Origin of the sequence: Cytophaga aurantiaca DSM 3654, from assembly GCF_000379725.1 — a bacterium.
In the GTDB taxonomy this organism is placed as follows: domain Bacteria; phylum Bacteroidota; class Bacteroidia; order Cytophagales; family Cytophagaceae; genus Cytophaga; species Cytophaga aurantiaca.
Map to the genome: position 1 here is coordinate 228,462 of NZ_KB903662.1, position 26,834 is coordinate 255,295.

At 38.7% G+C, this 26,834-nt stretch carries 21 protein-coding genes; 13 read left to right on the forward strand and 8 right to left on the reverse strand.

The window, feature by feature from the left end; translation table 11 throughout:
- Nucleotides 1-306: 306 nt before the first annotated feature.
- A complete protein-coding gene (locus A3EE_RS0115595; RefSeq protein WP_018344375.1) occupies nucleotides 307-1,500 on the reverse strand; it encodes a glycoside hydrolase family 57 protein in 1,194 nt (397 codons plus the stop codon).
- A gap of 4 nt (nucleotides 1,501-1,504) precedes the next feature.
- Nucleotides 1,505-2,794, reverse strand: coding sequence for a glycosyltransferase (locus A3EE_RS0115600; protein WP_018344376.1), 1,290 nt, complete (start codon nucleotides 2,792-2,794; stop codon nucleotides 1,505-1,507).
- Nucleotides 2,795-3,029: 235 nt separating this feature from the next.
- Between A3EE_RS0115600 and A3EE_RS0115605 the strand changes: the two genes are divergently transcribed.
- The 8 genes from A3EE_RS0115605 (at nucleotide 3,030) to A3EE_RS0115650 (ending at nucleotide 10,062) form a co-directional block, all read left to right on the forward strand.
- Nucleotides 3,030-5,426, forward strand: coding sequence for a glycoside hydrolase family 31 protein (locus A3EE_RS0115605; RefSeq protein ID WP_018344377.1), 2,397 nt, complete (start codon nucleotides 3,030-3,032; stop codon nucleotides 5,424-5,426).
- A 391-nt stretch (nucleotides 5,427-5,817) separates the two neighbouring features.
- Nucleotides 5,818-6,567 carry a GH25 family lysozyme gene (locus A3EE_RS0115620; RefSeq protein ID WP_083921285.1) on the forward strand — a complete coding sequence of 250 codons (750 nt, stop codon included), beginning with the start codon at nucleotides 5,818-5,820 and terminating at the stop codon, nucleotides 6,565-6,567.
- A 15-nt stretch (nucleotides 6,568-6,582) separates the two neighbouring features.
- The gene (locus A3EE_RS0115625) at nucleotides 6,583-7,044 is read left to right on the forward strand and encodes a hypothetical protein (RefSeq protein WP_018344381.1); all 462 of its coding nucleotides are present in this window, start codon (nucleotides 6,583-6,585) and stop codon (nucleotides 7,042-7,044) included.
- Nucleotides 7,045-7,129: 85 nt separating this feature from the next.
- On the forward strand, nucleotides 7,130-7,636 hold the full coding sequence (locus A3EE_RS0115630) for an SH3 domain-containing protein (RefSeq protein ID WP_018344382.1): 507 nt from the start codon (nucleotides 7,130-7,132) through the stop codon (nucleotides 7,634-7,636).
- Between the two features lie 71 nt (nucleotides 7,637-7,707).
- Nucleotides 7,708-8,004 carry a hypothetical protein gene (locus A3EE_RS0115635; protein WP_018344383.1) on the forward strand — a complete coding sequence of 99 codons (297 nt, stop codon included), beginning with the start codon at nucleotides 7,708-7,710 and terminating at the stop codon, nucleotides 8,002-8,004.
- A gap of 280 nt (nucleotides 8,005-8,284) precedes the next feature.
- Nucleotides 8,285-8,695 carry an SRPBCC family protein gene (locus A3EE_RS0115640; RefSeq protein ID WP_018344384.1) on the forward strand — a complete coding sequence of 137 codons (411 nt, stop codon included), beginning with the start codon at nucleotides 8,285-8,287 and terminating at the stop codon, nucleotides 8,693-8,695.
- Nucleotides 8,696-8,786: 91 nt separating this feature from the next.
- Entirely contained in the window at nucleotides 8,787-9,530 is a 744-nt protein-coding gene (locus A3EE_RS0115645) for an isocitrate lyase/PEP mutase family protein (protein ID WP_018344385.1), read from the forward strand.
- A gap of 52 nt (nucleotides 9,531-9,582) precedes the next feature.
- Nucleotides 9,583-10,062 carry a group II truncated hemoglobin gene (locus A3EE_RS0115650; RefSeq protein ID WP_018344386.1) on the forward strand — a complete coding sequence of 160 codons (480 nt, stop codon included), beginning with the start codon at nucleotides 9,583-9,585 and terminating at the stop codon, nucleotides 10,060-10,062.
- Nucleotides 10,063-10,138: 76 nt separating this feature from the next.
- Here the strand turns inward: A3EE_RS0115650 and A3EE_RS0115655 are convergent, their stop codons facing one another.
- From A3EE_RS0115655 to A3EE_RS0115665, 3 genes are all read right to left on the reverse strand, one after another.
- Entirely contained in the window at nucleotides 10,139-11,755 is a 1,617-nt protein-coding gene (locus A3EE_RS0115655; RefSeq protein ID WP_245553852.1) for a leucine-rich repeat domain-containing protein, read from the reverse strand.
- Between the two features lie 22 nt (nucleotides 11,756-11,777).
- Complete coding sequence (locus A3EE_RS0115660; protein WP_425386839.1) at nucleotides 11,778-12,701, reverse strand: T9SS type B sorting domain-containing protein; 924 nt, start codon at nucleotides 12,699-12,701, stop codon at nucleotides 11,778-11,780.
- A gap of 182 nt (nucleotides 12,702-12,883) precedes the next feature.
- Nucleotides 12,884-13,462, reverse strand: a complete 579-nt coding sequence (locus A3EE_RS0115665) for an RNA polymerase sigma factor (protein WP_018344389.1) — start codon at nucleotides 13,460-13,462, stop codon at nucleotides 12,884-12,886.
- A gap of 109 nt (nucleotides 13,463-13,571) precedes the next feature.
- Here A3EE_RS0115665 and A3EE_RS0115670 point away from each other — a divergent pair, with 109 nt between their 5' ends.
- A complete protein-coding gene (locus A3EE_RS0115670; protein ID WP_018344390.1) occupies nucleotides 13,572-14,459 on the forward strand; it encodes a type IX secretion system membrane protein PorP/SprF in 888 nt (295 codons plus the stop codon).
- Nucleotides 14,460-14,804: 345 nt separating this feature from the next.
- Here A3EE_RS0115670 and A3EE_RS0115675 read toward each other — a convergent pair whose 3' ends face one another.
- Both A3EE_RS0115675 and A3EE_RS0115680 read right to left on the reverse strand, forming a co-directional pair.
- Complete coding sequence (locus A3EE_RS0115675; protein ID WP_018344391.1) at nucleotides 14,805-15,773, reverse strand: YitT family protein; 969 nt, start codon at nucleotides 15,771-15,773, stop codon at nucleotides 14,805-14,807.
- A gap of 102 nt (nucleotides 15,774-15,875) precedes the next feature.
- Nucleotides 15,876-16,919 (reverse strand): agmatine deiminase family protein, encoded by a 1,044-nt coding sequence (locus tag A3EE_RS0115680; RefSeq protein WP_018344392.1) that lies wholly within the window; start codon nucleotides 16,917-16,919, stop codon nucleotides 15,876-15,878.
- A gap of 324 nt (nucleotides 16,920-17,243) precedes the next feature.
- On the opposite strand from A3EE_RS0115680, the gene A3EE_RS0115690 reads away from it, so the two are divergent.
- Nucleotides 17,244-18,494, forward strand: coding sequence for a metallophosphoesterase (locus tag A3EE_RS0115690; protein WP_018344394.1), 1,251 nt, complete (start codon nucleotides 17,244-17,246; stop codon nucleotides 18,492-18,494).
- A gap of 124 nt (nucleotides 18,495-18,618) precedes the next feature.
- Here A3EE_RS0115690 and A3EE_RS0115695 read toward each other — a convergent pair whose 3' ends face one another.
- Nucleotides 18,619-19,005, reverse strand: a complete 387-nt coding sequence (locus A3EE_RS0115695; protein WP_018344395.1) for a hypothetical protein — start codon at nucleotides 19,003-19,005, stop codon at nucleotides 18,619-18,621.
- A gap of 232 nt (nucleotides 19,006-19,237) precedes the next feature.
- On the opposite strand from A3EE_RS0115695, the gene A3EE_RS0115700 reads away from it, so the two are divergent.
- From A3EE_RS0115700 to A3EE_RS22300, 3 genes are all read left to right on the forward strand, one after another.
- Nucleotides 19,238-20,194, forward strand: coding sequence for an SDR family oxidoreductase (locus A3EE_RS0115700; RefSeq protein WP_018344396.1), 957 nt, complete (start codon nucleotides 19,238-19,240; stop codon nucleotides 20,192-20,194).
- Between the two features lie 285 nt (nucleotides 20,195-20,479).
- Entirely contained in the window at nucleotides 20,480-23,245 is a 2,766-nt protein-coding gene (locus A3EE_RS0115705) for a beta strand repeat-containing protein (RefSeq protein ID WP_018344397.1), read from the forward strand.
- A gap of 1,322 nt (nucleotides 23,246-24,567) precedes the next feature.
- Nucleotides 24,568-26,834 (forward strand): beta strand repeat-containing protein (locus A3EE_RS22300; RefSeq protein ID WP_483782819.1); only part of this gene is annotated, 2,267 nt, incomplete at its 3' end.

Sequence of the window (26,834 nt, forward strand, 5' to 3'; positions counted from 1 at the left end):
TGTTTATTTGTTGTAATGAATGTAATTTTTATTGCGCCGTGGTTGTGCCTTTTCGGCCAACCACTTGTTTGATTATTCTCTGCTGCTCTGGCGCCAGTCTTAGCGATAGCGGGACTGGTGCCGTTTATTTTTGTAGTCTTTGACTACAGTATTCATTTAATTAAATCTGTCACATAAATGTGACAGCAATGAAAGCAAAGTCTTTGTCATTTTAAAGTATGAATTCGTTTTCATTGCCGTTGGCTTTAGCCAACGTTTTTTAATTGTTTTACACTGGCGCAAGCATTAGGCATTAAGCCTTTTGCTTTACTTGAAGAGTTTCTTCTTCCGTATCTCCAGCTCAAAGTCCGCTACCACATTCATGTAATGAATGTATGCATCGTGCGGACTGTTAAACGGACTGAAGTAGGAATGCACTTCGCCGTCGCTCATTCCTTTCGTGCTCATATAATAGAAATGATCCGAGGTCTGAAGTTTGTTCCATTTATCGGTATGCTTTCGGATCTGCATTTTCCGGATCAATGGTTCCAGACTATAAATCTTTTCTATTGCTTCTTTCTGCATGCTATTTAAATACCAGGCCGAAAGATCTTTTTCAACATCTGCCCAGGAAATCGTTTCGTGGGCATCGTACACATCGTGAATTTCCATCGTGTCGATCACTTCGGAAGGATTCATAAATTCGAGTCCATAGTCATCAATCAACACACCCGGCAGTTTACGCAGGAATGTAAAGATACCGCTATTCTTCTTCTGATGCTCACCAAATGTTTCATAGTCGACATAAATAGTCGCATTTTCATTCTTTTTCAGCGAACGTTTGATCCAGGAAGCATATTTTTCGACCGTTAGCGGATATCCTTTCCAGTTTTTATCGGAAAAGCGAAAGGCAAGGTCGTCAGATAAAATGCAGTTTCGAAGGATAACAGGGAAGGAGGTATGTGCCGGACTATATACTTTGTTCGTACTCATCGAGCCCAGCAGCTTCGGAATGCCTTCCGTGATCATTCCTTTTAAGCCAAGTTCTTTAACTGTCGCGGCAATTTCGTTGTTGTGTATGAGTTCTGTATTGCGGAATACTTCCGTTTGATAACCAAACGTTGCACGGATTAATTTGCGCTGCGCATCCACCTGTTCAATAAACGATTTTTTAGAAAAGATGCTGCTTAAACTATGATTGTATGTTTCGGCAAGAAACTCTACACAATCCGTCTTTGCTAATTCGATGAACGAATCAATAACATCCGGTCTATATAATTTGAACTGCTCGACCGTAATGCCGCTGATGGAAAAGGCAACACGAAATAAGCCTTTGTGTTTCTTTATTTGCTGAAGAAGAATTTTATTTGTTGGCAGATAACAGTTGTCAGCAACACGGTCAACAACTAATTGATTGTGCCCTTCGTCTTCGTAGAAATGATTTTTACCAATATCAAAAAATGTATAAGGTTTGATTCGAAAAGGCTGGTGTACCTGAAAACACAGCGTAACAGAACGCATATCTCTAAGCTAAAAGTTCGTTATAGACTTCCTGAATTTCTACCGCTGCATGTTCCCACGTGCAATGTTCCAGATCGAAATGTGCATTGTCTGAAATCGTTTTTGCAAAGGCAGGATCTTTTAACAGCATTAAAATATAATGCGCCATTTTATCTACGTCCCAGAAATCTACTTTTAATGCGCCGATCAATACTTCCGATACACCCGATTGTTTTGATACCACACAGGGAACACCAAACTGTGCTGCTTCCAATGCGGATAAACCAAAAGGTTCAGATACCGAAGGCATGCAGTATACATCGGCCATAGCAAGCAGATCGTGAATTTTTTCTTTGCTTAAGAAACCGGTGAAATGAATGTTTAAGCCTAAATGCTTATGTGCACCTGTTTCGATCAGTTCTTTTAATTTATCTCCTGTACCTGCAACAACAAAACGTGCAAGAGGATATTCTTTTAATACTTTTGAAGCGACTTCAATAAAATACTCCGGGCCTTTTTGATGCGTGACCCGACCGATAAATAAAACTATTTTTTCAGGGAAAGGCTTTTCAACTTTATACGATGTTATTTTTTCAACACCGTTGTGTACCGAATGAATCTTACGGGGATTGATTCCGTAATGCTGCACGGCAATGTTGCCTGTGTAATTACTTACAGGTAAGATAGCATCTGCCATTTCCATCGCGTGCTTTTCAACCTGATACACCCAGTTGTTTGAATTGCCCTGGTTACGGTCATACTCAAGCGAGTGTATATGCAATACTAAGGGTTTGCCTGTACGTTGTTTGATCTCAACGCCCGCAAGCATGGTCATCCAGTCGTGACAATGGATAACATCGAAGTCCCATTCCATGCACATGTCGGCACTTACAGATGCATACTCAATTACTTTTTGTATGGTATCGTCGCCGTATAAATGATCAATCTGAAAGGGTTTATAGAATTCAGAACGTGTAACTTTTTTAGTCTTGGATTTTTTAACCTGCTTCGTTTCTGTTACAGGTTCAGCAATTGTTTGATAGGGAGCAATGTTTGCAGGAAGTGTGTATACATTTTCAAGTTCTGCATAAAAATCGGTCTGAAAATCTTCCCGGATGCGAATCCGTTCTTGTTGATTTAATCCAATAATATCAACCTGTTTGAGTGCGATATTCGGATCGCTTTTAGGCAGGATCAGGGTCAGTTCTACGTGTTTTGATAAGGCTTTACTTAACCCGAGGCAGGCAACGCCCAGACCTCCGTTAATTATAGGAGGAAATTCCCAACCCAACATCAAAACCTTTGTTTTTTTCATAGCAACCCCAAAAGAACTCCAAAGCAAAATGTATTCTAATACTTAAAAATACATTGGACAGAGCTAAAAACCTATCAATATGCGTTAAACTTCCAAAAACTAACGGATTCTATAAAGTTCTTGAAACATTCGTCTGCGATTGTAAGAAAAATGCAATTATTTGCTTCGCAATAGCCTTTTTTTTATCCTATTTTAGGGAATAGAAATAGACGCATGTTTTAGAAATAAGTATCGTATGGAAAGTTACATGAATATTAACCACGACAAGCAGTCCTCTCAACAGGATGCGGGAGTGGTAGAAAGATGGGAGAAGATTGATAATCGGTTTTATTTTTATGGACAACAAACGGTGCTGGAGGTAAAAGTATTTTCAGATGTAGTTGTACGATTTAGGTTTGCAGCATTGGGTCAGTTCGCCAGAGATTTCTCCTATTCACATGCGTATACATATCAGGGAACGATCCAGCAATTGGAGATCAGCGAAGAGGAAGAATACTTTACCATCAAAACATCCAAGATCGATATTGAAATTCAGAAGGTGCGCATGCTCATAAAAATTCTGGATAAAAAAGGATTGGTAATTTCTGAAGACGAAAAAGGTTTCCACTGGGAAGAACATAAAAAGCACGGCGGCGAAATTGTTTTCAATACGCGCAAAGGTCAGCCAAGCGAGCATTTCTATGGCTTAGGCGATAAGTCAACCGATACCGATATTCGTGAAAAGCGTTTTGAGAACTGGGGAAAAGATACCTATGCCTATGGCAAAGACTCTGACCCATTATATAAAAACATTCCATTCTTTATTGGCTTGCATCGCAAAGTAGCCTACGGTATTTTCTTTGATAACTCCTTCCGTACGTATTTTGATTTTGGTTTCGAACGTAAGAACGCAACATCGTTTTGGGCACAAGGCGGTGAAATGAATTATTATTTCATTTATGGTCCGGAGTTATTGTCGGTTGTTGAAACCTACACAAACATGACCGGTAAGCCGGAGCTTCCGCCATTATGGGCGCTGGGCTTTCATCAATGCAAGTGGAGTTATTATCCGGAAAAACAAGTACGTGAAATTACAAGCGAATTCAGAACACGTAAAATTCCATGCGATGCATTTTATTTAGACATCGATTACATGGATGGCTTCAGATGCTTTACCTGGCATCCGGAACATTTTCCCACGCCGAAAAAAATGATCGCGGATTTAGAGAAGCAAGGCTTCAAAACCGTTGTGATCATCGATCCGGGTATTAAGATTGATCCGAACTATTGGGTATACAAAGAAGGTTTAGAGAAAGGCTATTTCTGTAAACGTATGGATGGCCCGTTGATGAAGGGATCTGTATGGCCGGGCGAATGCAACTTTCCGGACTTTACACGTGCAGAAGTACGTGAATGGTGGGCAGGTTTATTTGGCGACTTAATGGATACAGGTGTGCGTGGGGTATGGAACGACATGAACGAGCCGGCAGTATTTGAAATCGAAACATTCCCGGATGATGTGCGTCACGACTACGACGGCGATCCATGCTCTCATAGAAAAGCACACAACGTGTATGGCATGCAGATGGCGCGCGCAACGTATGAAGGTGTGAAACGATTTGACGATAATAAACGTCCGTTTGTGATCACACGTTCCGGTTATTCGGGCTTGCAAAAATATTCGTCTGCGTGGACGGGCGACAACGTTGCGTCTTGGGAACACTTATCCATTGCGAACAATCAATGTCAACGCTTGAGTGTATCGGGCGTTTCGTATTGCGGTTCGGATATCGGTGGATTCATCGGTTCTCCATCCGGAGAATTGTTTGTGCGCTGGATTCAGTTGGGAATCTTTCACATGTTCTGCAGAGTACACTCTTCCGGTGATCACGGAGATCAGGAACCATGGTCCTTTGGCGTGGAGTATGAATTGCTGACAAAGAAATTTATTGAATTGCGTTATCAATTGTTGCCATACATTTATACAACATTTTACCAGCACGTAGCAACAGGAATGCCTACGCTACGTCCGCTGCCGTTTGTAGCGCAGGAAGATTCTGAGACCTACAACAGACAGGATGAATTCTGCATGGGTGATAATTTATTGGTATGCCCGATCCTTGCAGAAAAAGTAGACGGTCGCTGGTTGTATTTGCCGGAAGGTAAGTGGTATTACTATTGGGATGATCAGGTGTATGATGGAAACCAGGAAGTATGGGCCGAAGCAGCATTGGATCGGATTCCATTGTTTGTAAAAGCAGGTGCAGTAATCCCGATGGCACCAATCATGCAGTATGTAGGAGAGTTTGATCCCGATCAATTGTTCCTGCATGTATATGTGGATGCAGCAGAACATACAAGCAATCTCTACGAAGACAAAGGCGATGGCTACGAATACACAGAAGGTGTAAGCGCATACAAAACATTTGTTACATCATCAGATAAGAAAACATTTACGATCACGCAAGCTATTGAAGGAGCATACAGTCCGGTATACAACAGTTATGAATTAACCATTCACGGCTTAGGCTTCAAACCAAAAAGCGTTGAAGTAGACGGCGAAGCGGTACACATCGATGTGATCAATCCGGACAACAACTTCATTCGTTTTGATGCGAGTAAAACGTTTGCGAAGATTGTGATTAAAGGGTAATTCCTATTTATTAATATTGTTTTCAGGCGACTTTTATTGCCGCTTGTTAAACCTCATTCGTCAGACCACTTTTTTGTGGTCCGACGAATTTTTATAATACTCACATAGGCATAACTGGAATGAATATATTAGGTGGAATATTATGGTTTGCTATGTTAACACCATTCATAATAATCCCCTTGGTTTGGCACTTATCAGATGCCAATAAAATTATTAAGATGATTGTAGGGGTCGTGTTAACGTTAATAATATTAGCCGCATTTTATAATATTAGTTTGTGGTTAATTTTTGGAGACGGGATGGGACCGGAGCAATAAAGGCAAGCTCTGTAATATAATCTATCATGATAATCATCTAAATCACAAGAATCATAATTCAGACAATTAAGAATATGAAACCGCACTTCTTACTTTTATTTTTTTTCGTCAGTAGAATAAACTGTTGGTCCCAAACTGAATTTGTCAAACCCTGGCTTGATACCACGCGTCCAATCATACTTGATGTCTATGAAGGCAATGAGTATGATATACAGCATGTAAAAAAAGATAGTAGAATAAAAGCTATTATTCATAAGATGTCCGAAGAGAGTGAAGCTTCATTCAATAAAAGACGAAAGGAAGCTTATGACAACAATTTGTTGTTCGGTTCTTATTGGCTTCCAAAGTATGATACAAACGGAACGAAACAAGCAGACGCGTATTTAAAAATGATTGGCGATTCAGCCTGGAAGAAAGAGTTTATTGCATTGGATTTTGAACAGCATAAAAAAACGAAGCAATTTATTTCCCCCTATAATTCGTATTTGTTTGTAAAACGGATTTTTGAACAAACAGGCCGCTATCCGCATATCTATTGTGGTTTAAATAATATTGACAAGCTTATCAATTCGGAATACTGGGAAACATTTAAGCTGTGTAAACTCTGGCTGATCGCATTGCCCGCAGATGGAAGTATTGCGCATGTTTTCAAAAAAGAGAAGATGTGGGCAAGCTATTCTCTATGGCAATTCAGTTGTGAGATCAATTGTTGTAAAGGTGCAACCAAACCATGTTATTATAAGGCTGAAGGTATAGACTGCTATATGGATTATGATGTGTATAATGGAACGCTGGAAGAATTGATCAATAATTGGGGGAAATAAAAAGAAACAGTGAAAATGAATAATAATCCAGAATTTGAAAAAGCATTTGCTGATCTAAAACAAATAGGGACACGAGTTCCATCTGCTAAAAAGACGTATGGGTTATTAAAAGAATTAAATGCCAATACATTAGATGCTCAAAGCGATCTTCTAATTAAAGAGCTTCATAACATCAACTATTCTTCCAATACGAATGATTATTTTTATTTCTATTTTCCGCTGGTTAGTTATATTCTCTATTATAAACCCCAATACGAATCCGATTTATTGAAATATGTAATCGGCCCGAACTTTGCAAATGGTACAACGGAAACGAAAGGCATGATTGCAATGATTACCGGAGCGATGAACTATAAACTTTCTCAGGATGAAAATTATTTGACTCAAGAAAGTCGGGATTGGGTTATGAATGAATTGCCAAAACTAGAAGAACAAATAGATCGGGAAATAAAGGTTTGTTGGAAAGAATTAGAATAAATAAAAGAAGTGAAAGGTTTTAAGCTCTTCAGAAGCAGTATATTCGTATCGTCGTAGTTATAACAGTACCTAAACAACACATACAATGACACATTTTATTCTTACGTTGCTTACATCCATATTTCTTTTAAGCAATCACACAGTTGACGATGACTGTAAATGTTCGCTGAAATGGGCTTGGTTGGGTATTGATACCGAGGTAGGTCTTAAAGATGCGCCGCAGGGGAAGGTTATTAAAACGATCAAGAACAACCCTAAGAAAGAATATGCTGTCATGTTTGAAATATTGGAAAATAAAGGGGATTGGCTAAAAGTAAAGATGCTGGCACCGGATGAACCAGTTATAGGGTGGATCCTGTCTTCCTACACGGCTGCTCATACAACAAATTATTCCGGTGCATTATATCAGGTATATCAGCAACCGACAGTGGATTCCAAATTGTCGGGTATCATAAGAGAAGAGACTAAGGTAACTATTTTAAAATGCTGTGGTGAGTGGACGAAGATCCGATATACCTCCGAGGGAGAAACATTGGAAGGGTATATAAAAACGAATTTATTGTGCGGCAATTTTTATAGTACCTGCGGATGATCTGTAGAACATACGTTTTAATCTGTAGATGAAATTGGTGGTACACAACCCATGATGAGTATCTGTAACAAATGAGATTCAAAGAAGACATAACAGCGAGGATACATGCAGACTTTGGAGAAGATTTCAACAATGCATTTGAAATCCTTAGAAGTGCAATTGAAAAAACAGACGATCTCAATTCAGATAGAATTATTCGCTGCATTATTTTTTTAGCTAAGGGAAATATAGACGCATTGCATAAATATATAAAAGTTGCAACCGTTGACCCAAGAGATATAATGCTATGGGCAGAGTATGAGGCGTCAAATAGTTCTGCAGATCACAAAAGACTCAGAGATTTTGATAAAACGTTTGAAGAAAATTAATTGGCCCAATTATCTTCGCGGCTCTTCGGAATTTGTAATTCCGAAGCCCGATAAAAAGGATTTGTAATCCATGTTATAATACAGCGATTATATACAGATGTTCGGTTTTGCAAACGATAGCGATTCATGTTGTCTATATCAACCCCTTGTATTGTCTATTTAGCACCCTTTTAAAGTAGTACTGAGTCGATACATTTGTATCATATATTTTATGAGAACATTTCAGACCTGAATTAAAATCTATAAACGGACTGGATGTATTTAATAGATCTATAAAACTATGGTTGATATAAAACACAAACTGGTCATAAAGACATCGCCTGAGGTTGTTTACGATGCCGTTACTACACAGCAGGGCTTAGAAAGCTGGTGGGCAAAAGCAACTGAAGCAAAGCCGGAAATCGGTTCTGTAAATGTTTTTATTTTTGGCACACTCAGAAACGAAATGCTTGTAACTGAACTTGTGAAAAATGAATTCGTTGACTGGAAAGTCATTGTTTCAATTGATGAGTGGGTAGGTACTAGGCTCACATTTGATCTGGAAGAAAAAGACGGAAAAACAATTCTTCGCTTTACACATGCCGGATGGGAAGCTTCAACAGATACGTATGCTGAATGCAATTACGCCTGGGCGCGTTTTATGAACAGCCTGAAATCCTATTGTGAAACAGGAACTGGAACGCCGTCTTAAACCGATCATTTAATATCGCTGCTATTTTCGATTTTATAAAAAAAATAATCGGAACTAAACTCGAATACACGGCGTGTAAAATAGATACATTATGAATAACTACGAAAAATTTTATCAGTTGCACCATTCTGAAAAACCTTTTGTACTTGCCAATGCCTGGAATGCTAAGAGTGCTCAGGTAATTGAACAGAATGGATTTGATGCGATTGTTACATCCAGTGGTGCCATCTCAAATTCTATGGGTTATGAGGATGGAGAAAAGATGCCTTTCGGCGAACTGCTTTACATTGTGAAAAGAATTACTGCGTCCACAAAAATTCCGGTGTCTGTTGATCTGGAAAGAGGATATACAGATGATGTGAATGTATTAACAGATAATATTCAGCGATTGATTGATGCGGGTGTTGTTGGGATCAATTTAGAAGATGCGCAAGGAGAAGAGGTATATTTAAAAAAACTTGCTGCTGTTAAAAATTACCTTGAAAGAAACAATCAGAAGCTTTTTATTAATGCACGGACAGATGGCTTTTTACAAAAAATGGATTCTCCGCTTGAGCTTACCATAAAAAGAGCAAAGTTATACCAGGATGCAGGAGCAAATGGATTGTTTGTACCTGCTGTATCTGATCCAGATACAATCAAACAAATTGTGTCCTCTACAACACTACCCTTGAATATTGTGGGCACACCTAAGCTTTCATCTTTTGAAACATTAGCAGAATGTGGTGTTAAGAGAATAAGTATGGCTGTTTTTCTTTATAAAGCTACGTATAATCAAATGAACAAACTTGCGTTTGAAGTTAAGTCGCAACAATCCTTTGAGCCCTTGTTTTAGTTCGAATCTTTTATTGGTTATATTTAAATGACCAATATACACATTCAAACAGATGAAGAATATTCCGACATTATACGAATGGGCAGGAGACATGCCAACATTTGAAAATTTATTTGCAAAATTTTACACCAAAGTTTTAAAAGATGATTTATTGGGAGAAGTTTTTAAAAATATGTCGCCTGATCATGTAAAACATGTGGCGCACTTTGTAGCAGAAGTTTTCGGTGGCGATAAATTATATACGACTGAAGATGGCGGAAGTCATGCACATATGATCGGCAAACACATCGGTAAGATGTTGACCGAAGAAAAACGTCAGCGTTGGGTACATTTACTTTTACAGACTGCTGATGAAGTCGGACTTAAAAGTGATCCGGAATTCCGTTCCGCTTTTGTAGGATATATTGAATGGGGAACAAGACTTGCAGTTATTAATTCGACGCTCACAGATAATCCAATGCACACCAATGAACCCATGCCAAAGTGGGGTTGGGGTGAAACAGGTGGTCCGTATTTGTCTGATAAAAATTAAAATAAAAAAACAGTCCCACAAATTTGCGGGACTGTTTTTTTATTTACGATTGACAATATAAGAAGTGTGATTATTTTTATCGGATCACCGTAATGTTCGTTACTTTTTTGTTGTTAACAACGATCACATAATATCCGGCATCAGCCAATGTGCCATCCGCTTGTGTGCCATACCACACCGCAGGTGTAGTTAGCTGCAGAATAGTTTTGCCTTCGATATCAATAATTTTTGCCGTGCCGGTTTGTTCAATAAAATACGAACTCATTTGCAGATCACCATTTGGAGTAATTACAGGGTCGCATTTTGCAGGTTTTTGTATCACGGCTGTCGTATCTATGCCGCAACCATTCGCATCTTTGATGCTGTATGTATATTGTCCGGGCGCAACCTGTGTAAAGTCGCCGTTAGAGCTGGATAAGGCAGGTTGTGAATTTAATGGTGTCAATACATATTGATACGGAGCAACGCCTCCCTCAAGCACTACGGTTGAATTAACAGTAGCACCATTGCTGCATTCGTTCATTGGTATGCTGAAACTATAGGAAATAAGATCTATACAACTAATAACCGATACATCCCACATACGATGTGTTAATGTTAATGCCGGAAGAGCAGTATTGGTGATCGAAACATAATAGATTCCTGCATCGGTTGTTTGTGCTGCAGTCGTAATTGTTTTTTGATTCGTTGTTGTAGTTGGGATAATAGCTACACCATTTTTATACCAGGTATAGGTACTGCCTGTGACACCTGCATCTTCTGTAACGCTTAAAGAGAGTGGATGCAACAGACGTGTAGGTACTTTTGTATACACACCAATACTATCCTGCGGACTGTAAGAAAAGTCGAACAAGCCCATTGAAGAAAGTGGCAATAAGTCTTCGAAGGTAAGTTGATTGTCAGCGATTTCTAAAGCGAACAATGGCTTATTGGTTAATGTTGGCAATACAGACAGATTGTTTTGGAATGCATATAAAAGATTCAGTGTGTTAATGTTTTCTAAAGCAGAAAGGTCTGAAATGGAATTTCCCCAGCAGAATAGTTTTTTCAATTGATGCAGGTTTGCCAATCCCGGAATGGTGCTGATGCCGGTTTGATGGCAGTGAAGTTCATTCAGATTATAATTTGGACTTAAATCAGGTAAACTGCCTAAGGATGGATTTATACCAATATTTAATATTTTTAAACCAACCAGGTTGTTGATGGGAGGCAAGCTTGTTAATTTATTGTTTGTTGCAATTAATGTATTTAACGAACCAAGCGAGTTTAATGCAGGTAAGCTTGTTAATTTATTATTTTGTACTTGTAGCTCAATAAGATTTGTCAATGCAGAAAGATTTGGCAACGACGTTAATTGATTGTTGTACGCATATAGGTATTTTATTGAAGTAGTGGAGATATTTGGTATGCTGGTAACATTATTACCGGACACATCAATTTTGTATGTAGCAGAAAAATATTGAAGTCCTGTCAGATCAGATATGTTCGCGCCGCTAAGAAGCAAATCACCTGTGAAATTTTGTGCAACACCAATATTTAATTGATTCCCCGAAATAAGAGATGGGTTGATGCTTTGTAATCTATTTTTGAAGTTGGCATCCGGAAGAGTAACAAACGGTTGAGCAACTGTTTGAATAGAAACAGCTATCATAAGCAGTACAATGCTTGCGATCTTATAATGTAAATGTTTCAATATGTGCGTAAGTTGTTTCACGTTATCTGACAATAGTTACTTGTCCGTTTTCTTTTTGTCCGTTTGTGTATTCGATNAGGTAAATATACAAACCTGCTGACAAATATTCTCCATGCTGACCGATTCCCTGCCATTCAAATTCTCCGCTCATGATCTGAGATTTATATACCTGCGTTCCGGCCATATTCAGGATGGTAATGGTATAATCTGCATTGTCGTTTCCTGAAATCTTCCAGGTTTCACCTTTTTCAGGGGCAAATACATACGACGTTTTCTTACAATTCTTTTCAGTAATCGAAACATGGAATTCTTTCGAACAGCCATTTTTATCTGTGATCAGAATGGTATGTGTACCTGCAGATAGATAGGAGTAGGATTCTTTTAATGCTTTAGCCGCTGTATGATCCAATGAAAGTGTATATGGGGTTGCACCACCACGTACCTGAGGAATAAGAATGCTTCCCGTGCTTTCATTTGTACACGTAGGTTTCGAACTGATGTCTGCGGAAATCTGTGTAGTCAAACATGGATTAGCAGGCGTAGCTTTTTCTTCAGGCTGTATTGATTTAACATCCGGCGTTGTTTTCTCTGCAGGAGTATGCTGTTGTATGTGTGTTGCAGGTGCACCAGTTGTTTGCGGTTCGGTCTGTACGGTTGCAGATTCTTTTGCAGCAGAAGGATTCGCAGCCTGTATTTCTTTTTGAGCGGTATATGGTTTTGAATTCTGTGTGATAGGCGATTCAGTTGTTTTGTCTGTTGCAGATACAGCAGATGGACTCGTTGAAAGAATCTCTTTTGTATCTGTTGGTTTTGGTGTAACTGAATCGTTACGTGTATAGCTATAGATAACTGCAGAGCCGGTTATTAAAACAACTGCAGCAACGGTGTATAACGACCATTTCTTTATTGAGTCAGCCGTATCGATCTTGTCAATATCCTTTGTCATCTGTGTACGCAGATTGTCGTACGAAGCACCAACAACAACTTGGTTGGTTAATTGTTGAAAGGAAACTTCTTCAGCGAATGCAGGATCGGAATGAACCTGAGCTTCAAAAGCGCGCAGAGCTTCACCTTCCAACTTGCCGTTCAAGTAGGAGTCTATCAGGTGATATGTTTCTAACTCTGGTCTCAATTTCGTAATAATTTAATGAGTGATGGATCACTCTTTACTAATTTGGTTAAATATCCTTTGCATCGGTAATGGTTGGTCTTTGCAACATCGTCGCTGTTGTAGCCCATCAATTCAGCAATTTCTTTCATCGATCGTTTTTCATAGATCACATACGACAATATTTTTTGACACTTCTCATCCAGTTTGTCAAACACTTCTTTCATCGCTGTGCTTTTCTCCTTTTTGATCAGATCGTCAAGCATGTTCTGATGGTCTGATAAGGAAGCGAATTCATCCGGTGAATCGTAGTGGGTCATCTTTTTATCCCGTCGTACTTTATCGATCCACAGATTGCGTGCTACCGAATACATAAAAGCATCGATAGAACTGGCTGCATTAAATTTATCCGATCGGATCTGATTGAATAAAATGATCACCGTATCCTGAAAGATGTCGTTTGCATCTTCTTTACTGCCGTTATTACTGGTGATATAATGCCGTACTTTTTTCAAACTGACATCATAAAGGTATTGAAGAGCAACAGATTGCGCCCCCGTTCGAATACTTTCGATGATGATTGCTTCTTTTTCGTTCACTATACTAAAATTACTACGATATCATTTTCAAAAGGTAAACACTTTTTATATTTTAAAATACACAATTATAAAAATATAGTAACTTGTACAGGAATTTTAGGACAAAAAAGTGAGAAAAAATATTTTCTTCTGTTTTAGTACGGTCTTTTTATTGAATCTTGCATTCAAATCGCATGCTCAAACGGGTGATGATAACCCCATTATTTTTGATCAGTTTTTTCAAAATTACTATTTATTGAATCCTGCCAGCAGCGACAGTTCAGACAGGGTTCAGGTCTCTATCGGTAATCGTTCGTTGGTTGGTTTATTCGAAGGGGTGAACCGCTTGTATGTAGATGGAAGTCTGCGCTTAAAACACAATGAAGCAAGTTCACAATTCAGTCGCATCGGAATCCTGGTGATTGCATACAACGATGGAGCATTTATAAAACGTACTCGTGCCTATGCCCGTTATTCCTGGTCTACACGATTAGGTGCTCGATCTTCTCTTTCAGGTGGTATAGCAGCAGGGGCGGTTAATTATTCTTTTCTGGGTTCTCAAGCAGGTGGCGGCGGTGCATCCACTGCTTTTGATGTGAACATTGGTATGTGGTATATAAGAAGGAAACTTAAAATCGGTGCTTCGTATCAGCAAATGACGGGTTCGGCGATCGCTCCGGTAAATCAAAAGTTTGAACTGAAACCCTATATAAATTTAAACGCGATCTATACTACGTACATAAGTCCACATGTTGCCTTATCCACGCATGCCTATGTTCGGCTGCAGTCAAAAGAAAAATATGACGTACAGCTGGCGCCGGTATTTTTGATAAATGAACTGTTTGAGACCGGCGTAAATCTGAGATACAAAAGAGGAGTAGCAGTTTTATTTGGTCTTAAATCGATCTCGATCGGACAGGGGAACCTGAGGTTTATGGGTTCATTTTTATTCAGTACGCGTAAGCTGGCAAACAATTTTGACAATGCATTTGAATTGTCTGCAGGCTATACATTTTAGTTTTTTTAGTCCTGTTAGGGACATTAATATCTGTAGTAAAAATCAAACCGGATCCAATACGTGCAAGTCCCATCGGGACGATATATTATAAGCATTTATTAGTCGCTCCTAGACGGAGCTCCGTGCATGAAATAATTATGTGAGATAGATTTTCTACAGATATTTTATCCCTACGGGATAGACTTCATCAATTGCTCGTACACCTGTTGATACGCTTCCGGTGAAATGGATAACGCACCCTAAAAAAGATAGAACCATTGGCAGGTCGTATATCCAAAAGAAGTCCATATAGGTATAGGATTAAATAAAAATATATCTGTGAGTTAAAAAATAATGCGATAAAAATCAATGTTTTAGTCGCCTTTTCTTAACCATTCCGCCTCGCGTATCTTTTACATTTGTCATGATTACAAATGCATTCGGATCAATTTTTTCAATTTCAGTATTGATCTTACTAATCTCTAATCGTGTGATGATGGTATAAATAATGTCCAGATCATCTACATGACCGTGTTTACCAAAACCTCTTTTTCCTTTATATACCGTAACACCTTTATGCATGTTTGTTGTGATCATTTCTCTGATCTCTTCGCTGTGTGCTGATATTACGGTTATACCTATATATTCATCAATCCCTTCTATCACAAAATCAATTGTTTTGGATGCAGCTAAATAGGTGATCATTGAATACAATGCAGTTTCAATAGAAAGCGTATAAGCGGCAACTGAAAAGATCAATACATTAAAACTGATGATAACATCGCCCATCGTAACACCAAATTTTCGGCTTAAATAAATAGCCAGAACTTCTGTACCATCAATAACAGCACCTCCACGCACAGAGAATCCAATACCCGCACCTAAGAAGAAACCGCCAAAAACACTTACAAGTAGCTTGTCGTTTGTTATTGGTGGAAAGGTAAAGAAATGTGTAACAAGAGCTAAAATAGAAATGGCTATTCCGGTTTTGATAGCGAATTTTTTTCCTACAACATTGTAACCGAGAATAACAAAAGGAAGATTTATAATAATAAGTAAACTGGATAATTCAAGCTTGGTTAATTCTGTTAAAAGCAACGCAATGCCTGTTGCACCGCCATCAATAAATTGAGTCGGCAATAAAAAACTTTTCAAACCGATTGCAGCAGAAGTTATACCCAGTGAAATAAGTACAATGTCTTTGATTACTCTGTTGAGGTCAATTTTAAAAATGCGGAACCCTTTGGCCTTTTCAAAAGAAGAATAAGATTCCTTTGATTCGTACTTGTTTTTTAAAACAGAGTTCTCAATTATTTTTGAAAGAAATTTATTCAAGGAAGTAATAAGTTTTATGTAATAAGTTTTAAGAATTCCGTTTCAAGTTTTGGAAGTAGCTTATTATAGCTTTCTTAATACTTAAAACTTTAAACCTAAAACTTAAATCGGTTCCTGCTGACTCAAACAGTGAAAGCTTCCCAAGCCCCAGATAATATCTGTAGAATTTAAACCGGTAACTTTTCTATCTGTAAATAACTGTTGTAGGGTCTCCAATGCAATGTCGTCGTTCTTATCCTTAAACGTAGGTACGATCACATGGTTGTTGCTGATATAGAAATTCGCATAAGACGCTGGTAAGCGTTGGTCGTCATAAACGACCGCAGAAGGCATGGGTAATTCTACAATGTTTAACTGCTTGCCATTTTCAAGACGCATTTTATGCAGATCTTTTAAATTATCTTTTAGAATATAATAATTGTCGTCGCTTTTGTTTTCTTCAACAACCGTTACAACCGTATCTTCATTTACAAAACGTGTGATGTCGTCAATGTGTCCATCGGTATCATCACCAACAATACCTTCTCCAAGCCACAGGATATTTTCAACGCCATAATATTCTTCCAGATATTCTTCGATCTGTTCACGGCTTTTACTAGGATTACGGTTTGTATTTAATAAGCAGGAAGTAGAAGTTAATACTGTTCCCCGCCCGTTGAATTCAACAGAGCCCCCTTCCATTACAATGCCGGGATGATGAACCGGAATGTTATACATTTCAGCGATCTTGGTCGGAATAACGTCATCCAAATCAAACGGAGGATACTTACCACCCCAGGCATTATAGCCCCAGTCAACAATTATTTTTTTTATATCGGCATCCGGATTTATAAGGAAGGCCGGACCGTGATCCCTGCACCAGGCATCATTGGTAGGGAAATGATGAAAGAAGATCTTCGACATATCTGCACCTGCTTTTTCAATAAAACCTCTTGCAAAAGATTCCATTGCTGCATTGGTAACATTGATCCGAACTTCTTCTCCTTCAGAAATTAATTTAATGAATTTTGCATACTGAGGGAAAATGCTGTCGAGCTTTCCTGGCCAGGAAGCTTCTTTATGAGGCCAGCTCAACCACGTAGCTTTGTGTTTATACCATTCGGCAGGAAAAAAATAGCCATCTTTAGCGGGAGTATGAGTATTCATAATGTGTTAATGTTATTTGTAATGAGGATTTATCTCAGTGAATTTCGTAAAACTAGATCTAACAAATATACAAAAGTACGGTAAGTTTCCACCTTCTATTTTAGCAGGAATCGTGTTCAAATTGTTAAATAAAAAACAAAAAATAGGAGATGTTAAAATATGGTTGCCGTGGTTGTGTCTTTTCGACCAACCACCAGCTAGTTAGTGGTTGGTCGAAAAGACACAACCACGGTAAAGTGAGTTGTTAAAAATAAAAAGCATAAAAAGAAGGTGAGTTAAAATATTTAGAAGACCTTTGCGTCTACAGAGAATAAATAGGAATTTATGAGAGGTAATTTAAATTTAGTGTTAATACTCTTAGGCGTTTTTTTGCTTATAGATTGGTACGTGTTTTCAGGTGTAAAAGCATTGACAGAGCTGTTGCAGCCTTCAACCCGAAAAATCATTCATCTTGTCTATTGGGGATTCACTGCATGGTCCATCCTTACATTGTTCCTGATGTTTTCGGGTGCTTATACGATTTTGCCTGCCTGGTTAAGAACGGCAACGCTGGTTGTAACCTTTATCTTATTCCTGACAAAAATATTTTTTACTCTTTTCTTATTGATAGATGATTTTCAACGTCTTATACAGTGGGTGTACAGTTTGTTTCAAAATAATTCTGCTGCTCAGGCTGCCGGTAAAACAATTTCACGCTCAGATTTTTTATTGAAAGTAGGCTTAGCTGTTTCTGCTATTCCGCTTGCAGGGATGGCTTATGGAATCTTTTTTGGCGCACATGATTATACCGTTCGCAGAAGAAAAGTAGTGCTAAAGAATTTGCCGAAAGCATGGAATGGCTTGAAGATTGTACAGCTATCGGATATTCACTCAGGCAGTTTTTATAATAAAGCTGCTGTTGAAAGAGGCGTTGCGCTTGCGATGAAACAAAAACCGGATATTATATTCTTTACGGGTGATCTGGTGAATAACGTTGCTACAGAAATGGATGATTACATAGATGTATTTGCAAAGCTGAAAGCACCACTAGGCGTCTATTCAACTTTGGGTAATCACGATTACGGGGATTATGCTTCATGGGAAACACCGGAAGCGAAACGTGCAAATTTGAATAAGCTCATTGGTATACATAAACAAATGGGTTGGGATATTCTGATGAATGAACATCGCATATTAAAAAAAGATGGCGCTGAAATAGCTATTTTAGGTATTGAAAATTGGGGCGCGAAAGGAAACTTTCCGAAATATGGAAAAATGCAGGAAGCATATCCAGGCACAGAACAGGTGCCTGTAAAGCTTTTGTTATCGCACGATCCAAGTCATTGGGATGCTGAAGTACTAAAAAAATACAAAGACATTGATGTTATGTTTGCCGGACATACACACGGTATGCAGTTTGGTATTGAGAAAGGTGGACTTAAATGGAGTCCTGTTCAATGGATGTACGAACAATGGGCAGGCTTATATGAAAAGCAAGGGCAATACTTATATGTAAACAGAGGCTTTGGATATATTGGTTTCCCCGGTAGAGTAGGAATGGCACCGGAGATAACAGTGATGGAACTTGTTAGTTGACAGTTGTCAGTGGTCAGTAAAAAGGGAGAGGCTTCAGATGTTTAATCTGAAGCCTCTCCCTTTTTATGTTCATCGAAATGGTAAAAAAAAAATTACTGAATGTTGACTGACCACTGACCACTGTTTACTGACCACTGACTACTTTAATTATTAGCGCCATCAATTTGGTTTTTGTTTCAGTCTGAAAGCGTAATACATGTAAATCGTATTTTTCGTCTTCGCCTTCAGGCTTATCCATAGATTCTACTTCATCGTGATATACATTGATTAAATATGTTGCCCAAATTTTAAAATCTTCCACAGAATTTACTTTAGGGAAACGTTCGTTGTCGTCAAACACATATTGTATGTGACCGTTTTCATACATAGAAAAAAATGGTCCGGCCAATACGTCGTTTATACGCTCAAGCTCTTCCCACATGCCTGAATACTTTGTAGTCTTAAACTTCGGACGGTGAAATGCGTCCCAAAAAAGTTTTCTGTATTCTTCTATGTCTGCTGAAGTATGCATGTTAAATTATTGTTATTAGAATGTGCAAGTTACTGTTTTATAAATAAATATTTTTCTAAAATTAACCGCAAAGGCCTCAAAGTTTTTTCGCAAAGAACGCAAAGTTGAAAAATAAATGACAATGTAAATTCCGGGGTCTTTGTACTAAGTACGCTGTACTTCATACTTTTTCTCTAGAACCTAGCACCTAGTAACTGGAAACTAGTATCTTTACGCTTTATGCATAAATGATATGAAACGAATTTTAATTACAGGCGGTGCGGGCTTTATAGGTTCTAATTTAGCGGAGGCATTGTTGAATAGATCAGATGTAGAACTGGTTCGTGTATTGGATAATTTTTCTACCGGATACCAGCATAACATAGATGAGTTTTTAAAGCATCCGAAATACGAATTTGTGGAAGGCGATATTCGCAATTACGAGGATGTATTAAAGGCGGTAAAAGATATTGAAGTGATCAGTCATCAGGCTGCACTCGGTTCTGTACCGCGCTCATTGAAAGATCCCATGACCAGTAACAATGTGAATGTATTGGGTTCCATGAATGTGTTTCATGCAGCAAAAGAATCCGGCATCGATCGGGTAGTGTATGCATCTTCATCGTCTGTGTATGGCGACGATCCTTTATCACCTAAAGAAGAAGATCGTTTGGGAAATGTATTGTCGCCTTATGCGGCAAGCAAGCGCAGCATTGAGATGTATGCACGGGCATTCAGTAATGTGTATCCATTTCGTTTTATCGGCATGCGTTATTTTAACGTATTTGGTCCGAGACAAAATGCACAAGGTGCTTATGCAGCTGTGATTCCACAATTTATTACGGCAATTTTAAAAGGCGAACAGCCAACTATTTTTGGGGACGGCACGCAGACCCGTGATTTTACCTACATCGACAACGTGTTGCAAATGAATATTAAAGCCTTGTCTACAGATAATAAAGATGCATTTAATAAATTTTACAACGTTGCATGTGGTTCAACTACATCATTAAACAGGGTGTATGAAATTTTAGCAGGATGTGCACAGTCAACGATCAAACCTATATATGCAGAGCCAAGACAAGGTGATATCAAAGACAGTTTGGCAAACATTTCTTTAGCGCAGCAACATATTGGTTATAAACCGGAGATTCAAATCGAAGAAGGTTTGGTGAAAACATTTGAGTGGTTTAAAAAACACAACCACTAACAGATAATTTTGGGGATGTTATATAGTGTGTTTGAACATATAATATTCAAATAAGAGGAATATCCTTACATTAGTTAACATATGTTAATTTATCTTGTGTATTCATATAGTTGAATATTGCAATATGAATATTTGAATAATTTAAATTGTTTTTAGAAGAATTTTTAGGGAAGTAGCCCACTAAATGGTTAATGTAGTTAATAGTTTATATTTTTAGGGTATTAATAATTAGAAGATTATATCAATTACTACTCCCAACATAAATTTATTAAACTCTTTCATACTATGCTGTCATACAACTTTTCTAACTTTTATATTCTAAAAAATGTAAAAAGTGTATTTTCTATAACAGTCATTTTAGGGCTAATTTTATGTTTTTTATTACAGGCTCAAAATGCTGAAGCCAAAACAACTTCTACTATAGGTTCTGGTACCTGGGGAGATGTTACTAAATGGTCAAATGGTCTACCTGCTGATGGGGATATTATCAATATCAACAATGTAATGGATTTCACGAATGTGAACGTTAATATCGCAGCAAATACCACATTTAATTTTAATGCCGGAGCGAGCGGATCATCTATTCCGCTTTCGTTGGGAATGTCCAGTTCAACTTCTGTGTTAAATATTTATTCAAATGTTTCCTTTGCAGGAGGTATAAACTTGAATGCCGGTACGATCCATGTATATGGTGGTGCAACACTTACCGTTACCAATCAAATCAATCAGGCAGGTACTCTTATTATCATTGATTCAGGATCTAACTTTAATGTTACAGGGAATTATACAAATAATGGAGGGAATATTAACGTTGATGGTTTGTTAGCAATTACCGGAAATTATGATGGACAGAACTCTGCCGCAGTTGTTATAGGAAATGGAGATATTACAACTACCGGCCATATGATTGGTATTAACAACAGTTCAATTTTTGGAGTATTAAATCCAACATGTTCCGGTGTTCCCGATGGTTGTGACGGTAGAAATCTTTCAGGTTCCGGATGTTCAAAAACAGCTACGGTGACTCCAAATACAACTTCAGCGTGTAGTGGTGCTACGATTAGTTTTACATCAACAATTGATAACGTAGGAGGTTACAATTCTGTTGTATATCAATGGCAATCAAGATCGATTGGAGACAACTTTTCAGATATATCCGGAGCAACGTTAAGTACATATTCTGCTGTTCCAACTATTTCAACATTTTATAGAATAGTAGTAAAAACGAAGCAAAATGGTGGAGACCCGTATTGTTATACATATAGTTCAGGCGTTCTGATTAATATAAGTTCTTGTAATAATACCTGGGTTGGAGGAGCAACAGGGAATCAGACGAATTGGTTAACGGCGGCTAACTGGTCATTAAATTCAGTACCTACTTCAACACAAGATGTTGTAATACCAGCTGGCAGATCCTACTATCCAATTATAACGGGTGCTGTAAATGCGAAAGCTGTTGTAATCGATTTAGGTGCTGTTGTTACTATAACGGGAAGCGGAACATTGAATGCATATGGAAACATACTAGCGAATGGTACATTAACAGCAAATGCGAACAGTACGATTGTTATGAATCAAGGGGCAGCTCAGAGTGTGTGGGGGGCTGGAATAACGTATCTGTATAATCTGACTATTAATAATTCAAGCGGAGTTTCTATATTATCAGCTATGAAAATAAAAGGCACCTTAAGTTTAACTAAAGGACAGTTAACAACTTATTCGTATTTGACTATAGATATTGATAGTGGAGGAAATATCGGTTATGCATCTACGGATGTAGGTTCTATTGATGGTGTAGTTACTGTATACAGAGCAGTCAATAACATTACTTCTCATTATATATCCTGTCCGTTAAATGGTGTAACTGCAAATGATATAGTAGACGATATTCAGGTTATCAACCCTGCAAGTGGCAATACCCGTCTGTTTCAATTTAATAATACTTCTTATAAATGGGTTGGAGTTACAGATATGAATACTACTTTGTCTCCATCTAGTGCGTATAGCTTGTGGTTTGGTAATGCTACATCTCTTGATTTTACAGGAACGTACACACACACTGCGAGCTATTCGTATACAGGACCAAATGTAGCAACTCAATTCATGCTTGTATCCAATCCGTACCCAAGCACTTTGGATTGGGAGGCAGCTTCAGGCTGGACAAAAAGCGGAGTAAATAACGCTATTTATTTCTGGAACCCAACAACAAACTCCTACACCAGTTATATACACGGACAGGGCACAAATTCAGCAACACAATACATTCCTGCAATGAATTCGTTTTTTGTAGCATACAATGGAACTACTCCGTCAACAGCAACAGTTGTAATGAATGGCTTAGTTCGTACGCCAACGTCTGCGTCTATGTGGCGTGCAGCTTCAGATGAAACAGTGCGTCTGACATTGAAGAGTACTACTGCAGCAGACGAAACATTGATCCGTTTTAATGAAGATGCAACGAATGAATTTGACAGTGATCTGGATGCCTTTAAAATGACAAATCCAAGTACTGTTCCTTCGATCTATACGGAGTTTGGTTCAACGAAATATTCGATCAATTCGATTGCAGATCCATCTGCAAAAGATACAATCGCCGTATATACAAAAGTGCCTGCAGATGGAGATTATGTGTTGAGCATAACGAGCAGCAATCCTTCTATTGAATATGTTTTGGTAGATAAGAAATTAGGAACTGAAACGGTTGTAACTACACGTGATTATTCTTTTACGGCATTAAAAACAGACGATCTGAATCGTTTCGATCTTCAGTTGCGTCAATCAATCACAACGGGTGTGAAGAATGGTACAGGAACTTCCAGCATTGGTATCTTATCCAGTCCGAACGGTTTTTTGGTTAAGAGCACACTTTCAGGAACAGGTACTATTGAAATATTGGATGTAACCGGAAATGTTGTGAAAGTATTGTCGAATGTATCGCTTTCAAATGGCAACAATTTCTTTACTCCGGAAGTAGCAGCAGGTTTTTATCTGATCAAAGTTACTATGGATAACACGAGCTATATAGATCATGTGAGCGTCATTAAACAATAACATGATAATCGGTTTTTAATTTAATTAAGTATATATAAATAAAGACACCCGCTGCTTAAGAGCAGCGGGTGTCTTTATTTATACCATCTTCTGAATATTGATCGAATAATTCAGACGTTTTTAATAAGCGTTTTTATTGATTTTTATTTTTATTTATACATATATTATAAGTCATTTTTTTAGGTTTTTTTTTATTAAGTTGTTGGTTTTTAATAAAATAACAAATTTGATGTTTGCACATCTAATATAAACCTTCTAATTCCCTCTATAACATACATTTTGATACAGAAACAGCGAATTTTTTGAAAACCGAAGTTAAATTCAAAACGTTCATATTTGCAACTTAACACATGTTAAGTGTTTAAAGTGACAATAATTGAGAATAAAATCAATTGATTATGGAATCAAGAAGAGGCGGTTTATCGAATTTAGTGAGAGTAGGAAGAGTAGTTTTAATGGTATTCTTTACAAGTTTAGCATTTAATTCGTTTGCCCAGTTAACATCTACAACAACACAAACAATTTCAACAACTCAAACCTATACAGGGGCAAGTACCATTATATCAGGAAAGGTGACTGTTGCTTCGGGTACAACCCTTACTTTTAACGGTTCGTTGACTATTGGTACAGGTGGTACTTTAGAGATCCAAAACAATGCAAAAGTTATTGTGAATGGAACTGTAAGTATTGGGACGAGTGTAACAGGAGTGTTAACTGTACTGAATGGCGGTCTTTTAACAGTAAATCCAGGTGCTTCAAGTGGAACAGCTGCTATAAGCCTTAATACTACGTCTGCAACCGGTTTAGATATTCAATCAGGAGGAACGGTAATTGTAAATAAAGGTACAACTTCGATAATAGGTCTCTATGAAACAAGTTCTTCGAATGTGAATGTTGCTGGTGCGCTGCAAATCCGCGGAGGTGGGCTTAAAATGGATAACACGGCGAAGTTAACTTATTCCGGCAGCGGTAACGACACCATCATTGGTGATCCGAATGCTACTGCAGTATATTTTTCAAACTCCACTATATTAACGGTAGGAGCTAATGTGAACTTATACATTAAGGGAGATGCTAAAAATGATTCGAATGCGAATTTTGCGATCAATGGCAATGTAGCTGTGAATGGGAATTACCAATCCGGTAATAATACAGCAAACGTAACAGGTACAGGTACCTTAACAACTACCGGATCTCTTGATGCGGATAGTTATCAAGGTACTGTTTTTGGACAGCATTACAGTTGTGCAACAGGACCATGTGCCGGTAATAATCTTATTTCATCGAGCAATACAACTACATGTAATGGTGGTACTGTTGCCATGACCGGAGTAGCTTATGGCGGAGCTACATACCAATGGTTTGTAAGTACAACGAGCGCTACCTCAGGATTTTCAGCAATTTCAGGTGCGACGGCACAAAATTATAGTACTACAGGTTCTTCTACTGTTCAGTACAGTTATTATAAAAGACAATATACGCTTAGCGGTCAGACTTATAATAGCAATACGCTTACAATCACATCCAGCTATTGGCAGAGTTCTTCAACAGTTCCTGCAATAGGAGGTTCAAGTTCGGTTTGTTCCGGAAATACAATAACACTTACAAATACATTAAGTGGAGGAACTTGGAGCAGTAGCAATACCAGTGTTGCAACCATTAGTTCATCCGGTGTGGTTACAGGTATTTCAGGAGGCACATCTGTTATTACGTATGCGGGCCCGTCAAGTGGCTGTTATACGGCAGCCACAAAAAACATTACAGTAAATGAAGCTGCTACGGTAACAAGTATTTCTTCATCGGGTACGTATACTGTACCGGCAAATGCAAAGGTTGTATCTATTCAGGTATGGGGCGGCGGCGGCGGCGGTTCAAAAGGATATACAAATTTGAAAGGAACAGGCGGCGGCGGCGGCGGATATTCTCAGCAAATCGTTGCAGTGAATCCGGGTGATGCGATTGCTGTAACTGTTGGTGCAGGCGGCCTTGGAGCAACAACTTCAGGTAACGGAAACACAGGCGGAACTTCCAGTGCAACGGTGAATGGTTCAACAATATCTGCTACGGGTGGTTTTTACGCAGTATCTACAGCTACACCTTCCGGTGTAGGAGGTCTGGGTGGTTCAGGTTCAAACGGAGCATACAACTATACTGGTGGTGGTGGTGCGGATATTAACTTACCATACCAAAGTAATCCCGGTGGTGGCGGTGGCGGTAGTGCCGGAACAGGAAGTAATGGTGGTAATGCCGGAGGTACAACTCCAGGCACAGGTACACCTGGTGCTGCAGCTGTTACAGGTGGTGGTGCTGGTGGTAATGGATCATCAGCAACGAATGGCGATGGTGCTGTTGGTGGCTTCCCTGGCGGCGGCGGCGGCGGAAGTGCCGGATCCGGAAATGGTGGAAATGGTGCTAACGGCCAAGTTATTATAACTGTATATTATACAAAAATTGCATACAGCGCACCATCTTTCTGTAAATCGTCAGGTACTGTATCTCCAACTGTAACAGGAGCAACCGGCGGAACTTATTCTGCTGCATCCGGATTGATCATTAATTCTACTACAGGTGTAATCACTCCGAGCACTAGTACTGCCGGTACATATACCGTTTCTTATTCTACTGCTTGTGGTGTTATTTCATCTACAGTCGTTAAAATTTTAGCTACGCCGACTGCTTCAGCGGGCGGAAGTCAAACAATATGTCAGGGAGCTACGGCAACTGTTACAGGTGCAAGCTCCAGCAATGGAACAATTGCATGGACAGACAATGGCTTAGGTTCTATTACATCCGGTGCAACTACAGTAGCACCTGTATATACTTCTGTAGCCGGAGATGTGGGTACAACGGTAACATTAACAATGACTGTTTCAAATGCAGCATGTAGTGCTACTGCAACGTATTCTGTTATTGTAAGTGCATGTACAAATACATGGGACGGTTCATCCAGCACTGCATGGAACGTGGCTGCGAACTGGAGTCTGAATGCGATACCGACTTCTCAAAATGATGTTGCAATTCCGGCTACGCTTACATCGAACAGATGGCCGGTAATTGCTAACGGTGTAACAGCAAACGCTGCTAAAATTACACTTAGTTCCGGTGGCACAGCTTCCTTGATAATCAATTCGGGAGGTATCTTAAATGCATACGGATCTATTTCGAACAGCGGAACATTTACTGCAAATTCAGGATCAACGGTTGCTTTGCTNGGTACAACNNCACAAACACTTACNGGNATTTCAANNTTNTATAATACTANNGTNAANAATGCNGCTGGNGTAACGATCGCGAGCGGAGCAGCAAATTCGATTACACTAAAAGGTAAATTNTCTTTGACTTCAGGTGTATTAACAACCAACGGTAATCTTACAGTTGATATTGATAACGGCGGTAACATTGGTTATGCATCCGGTGATGCGGGTTCGGTAAGCGGTAATGTTAAAGTATTCAGAGCAATCAATTCCATCACGACACATTACATTTCCTGTCCGTTGGATGGTGTTACTGCAAATGACCTTGCTGATGATGCACAGGTAATCAATCCGGCAACAACTAAAACACGTTTGTTCCAATTTGATAATACAGC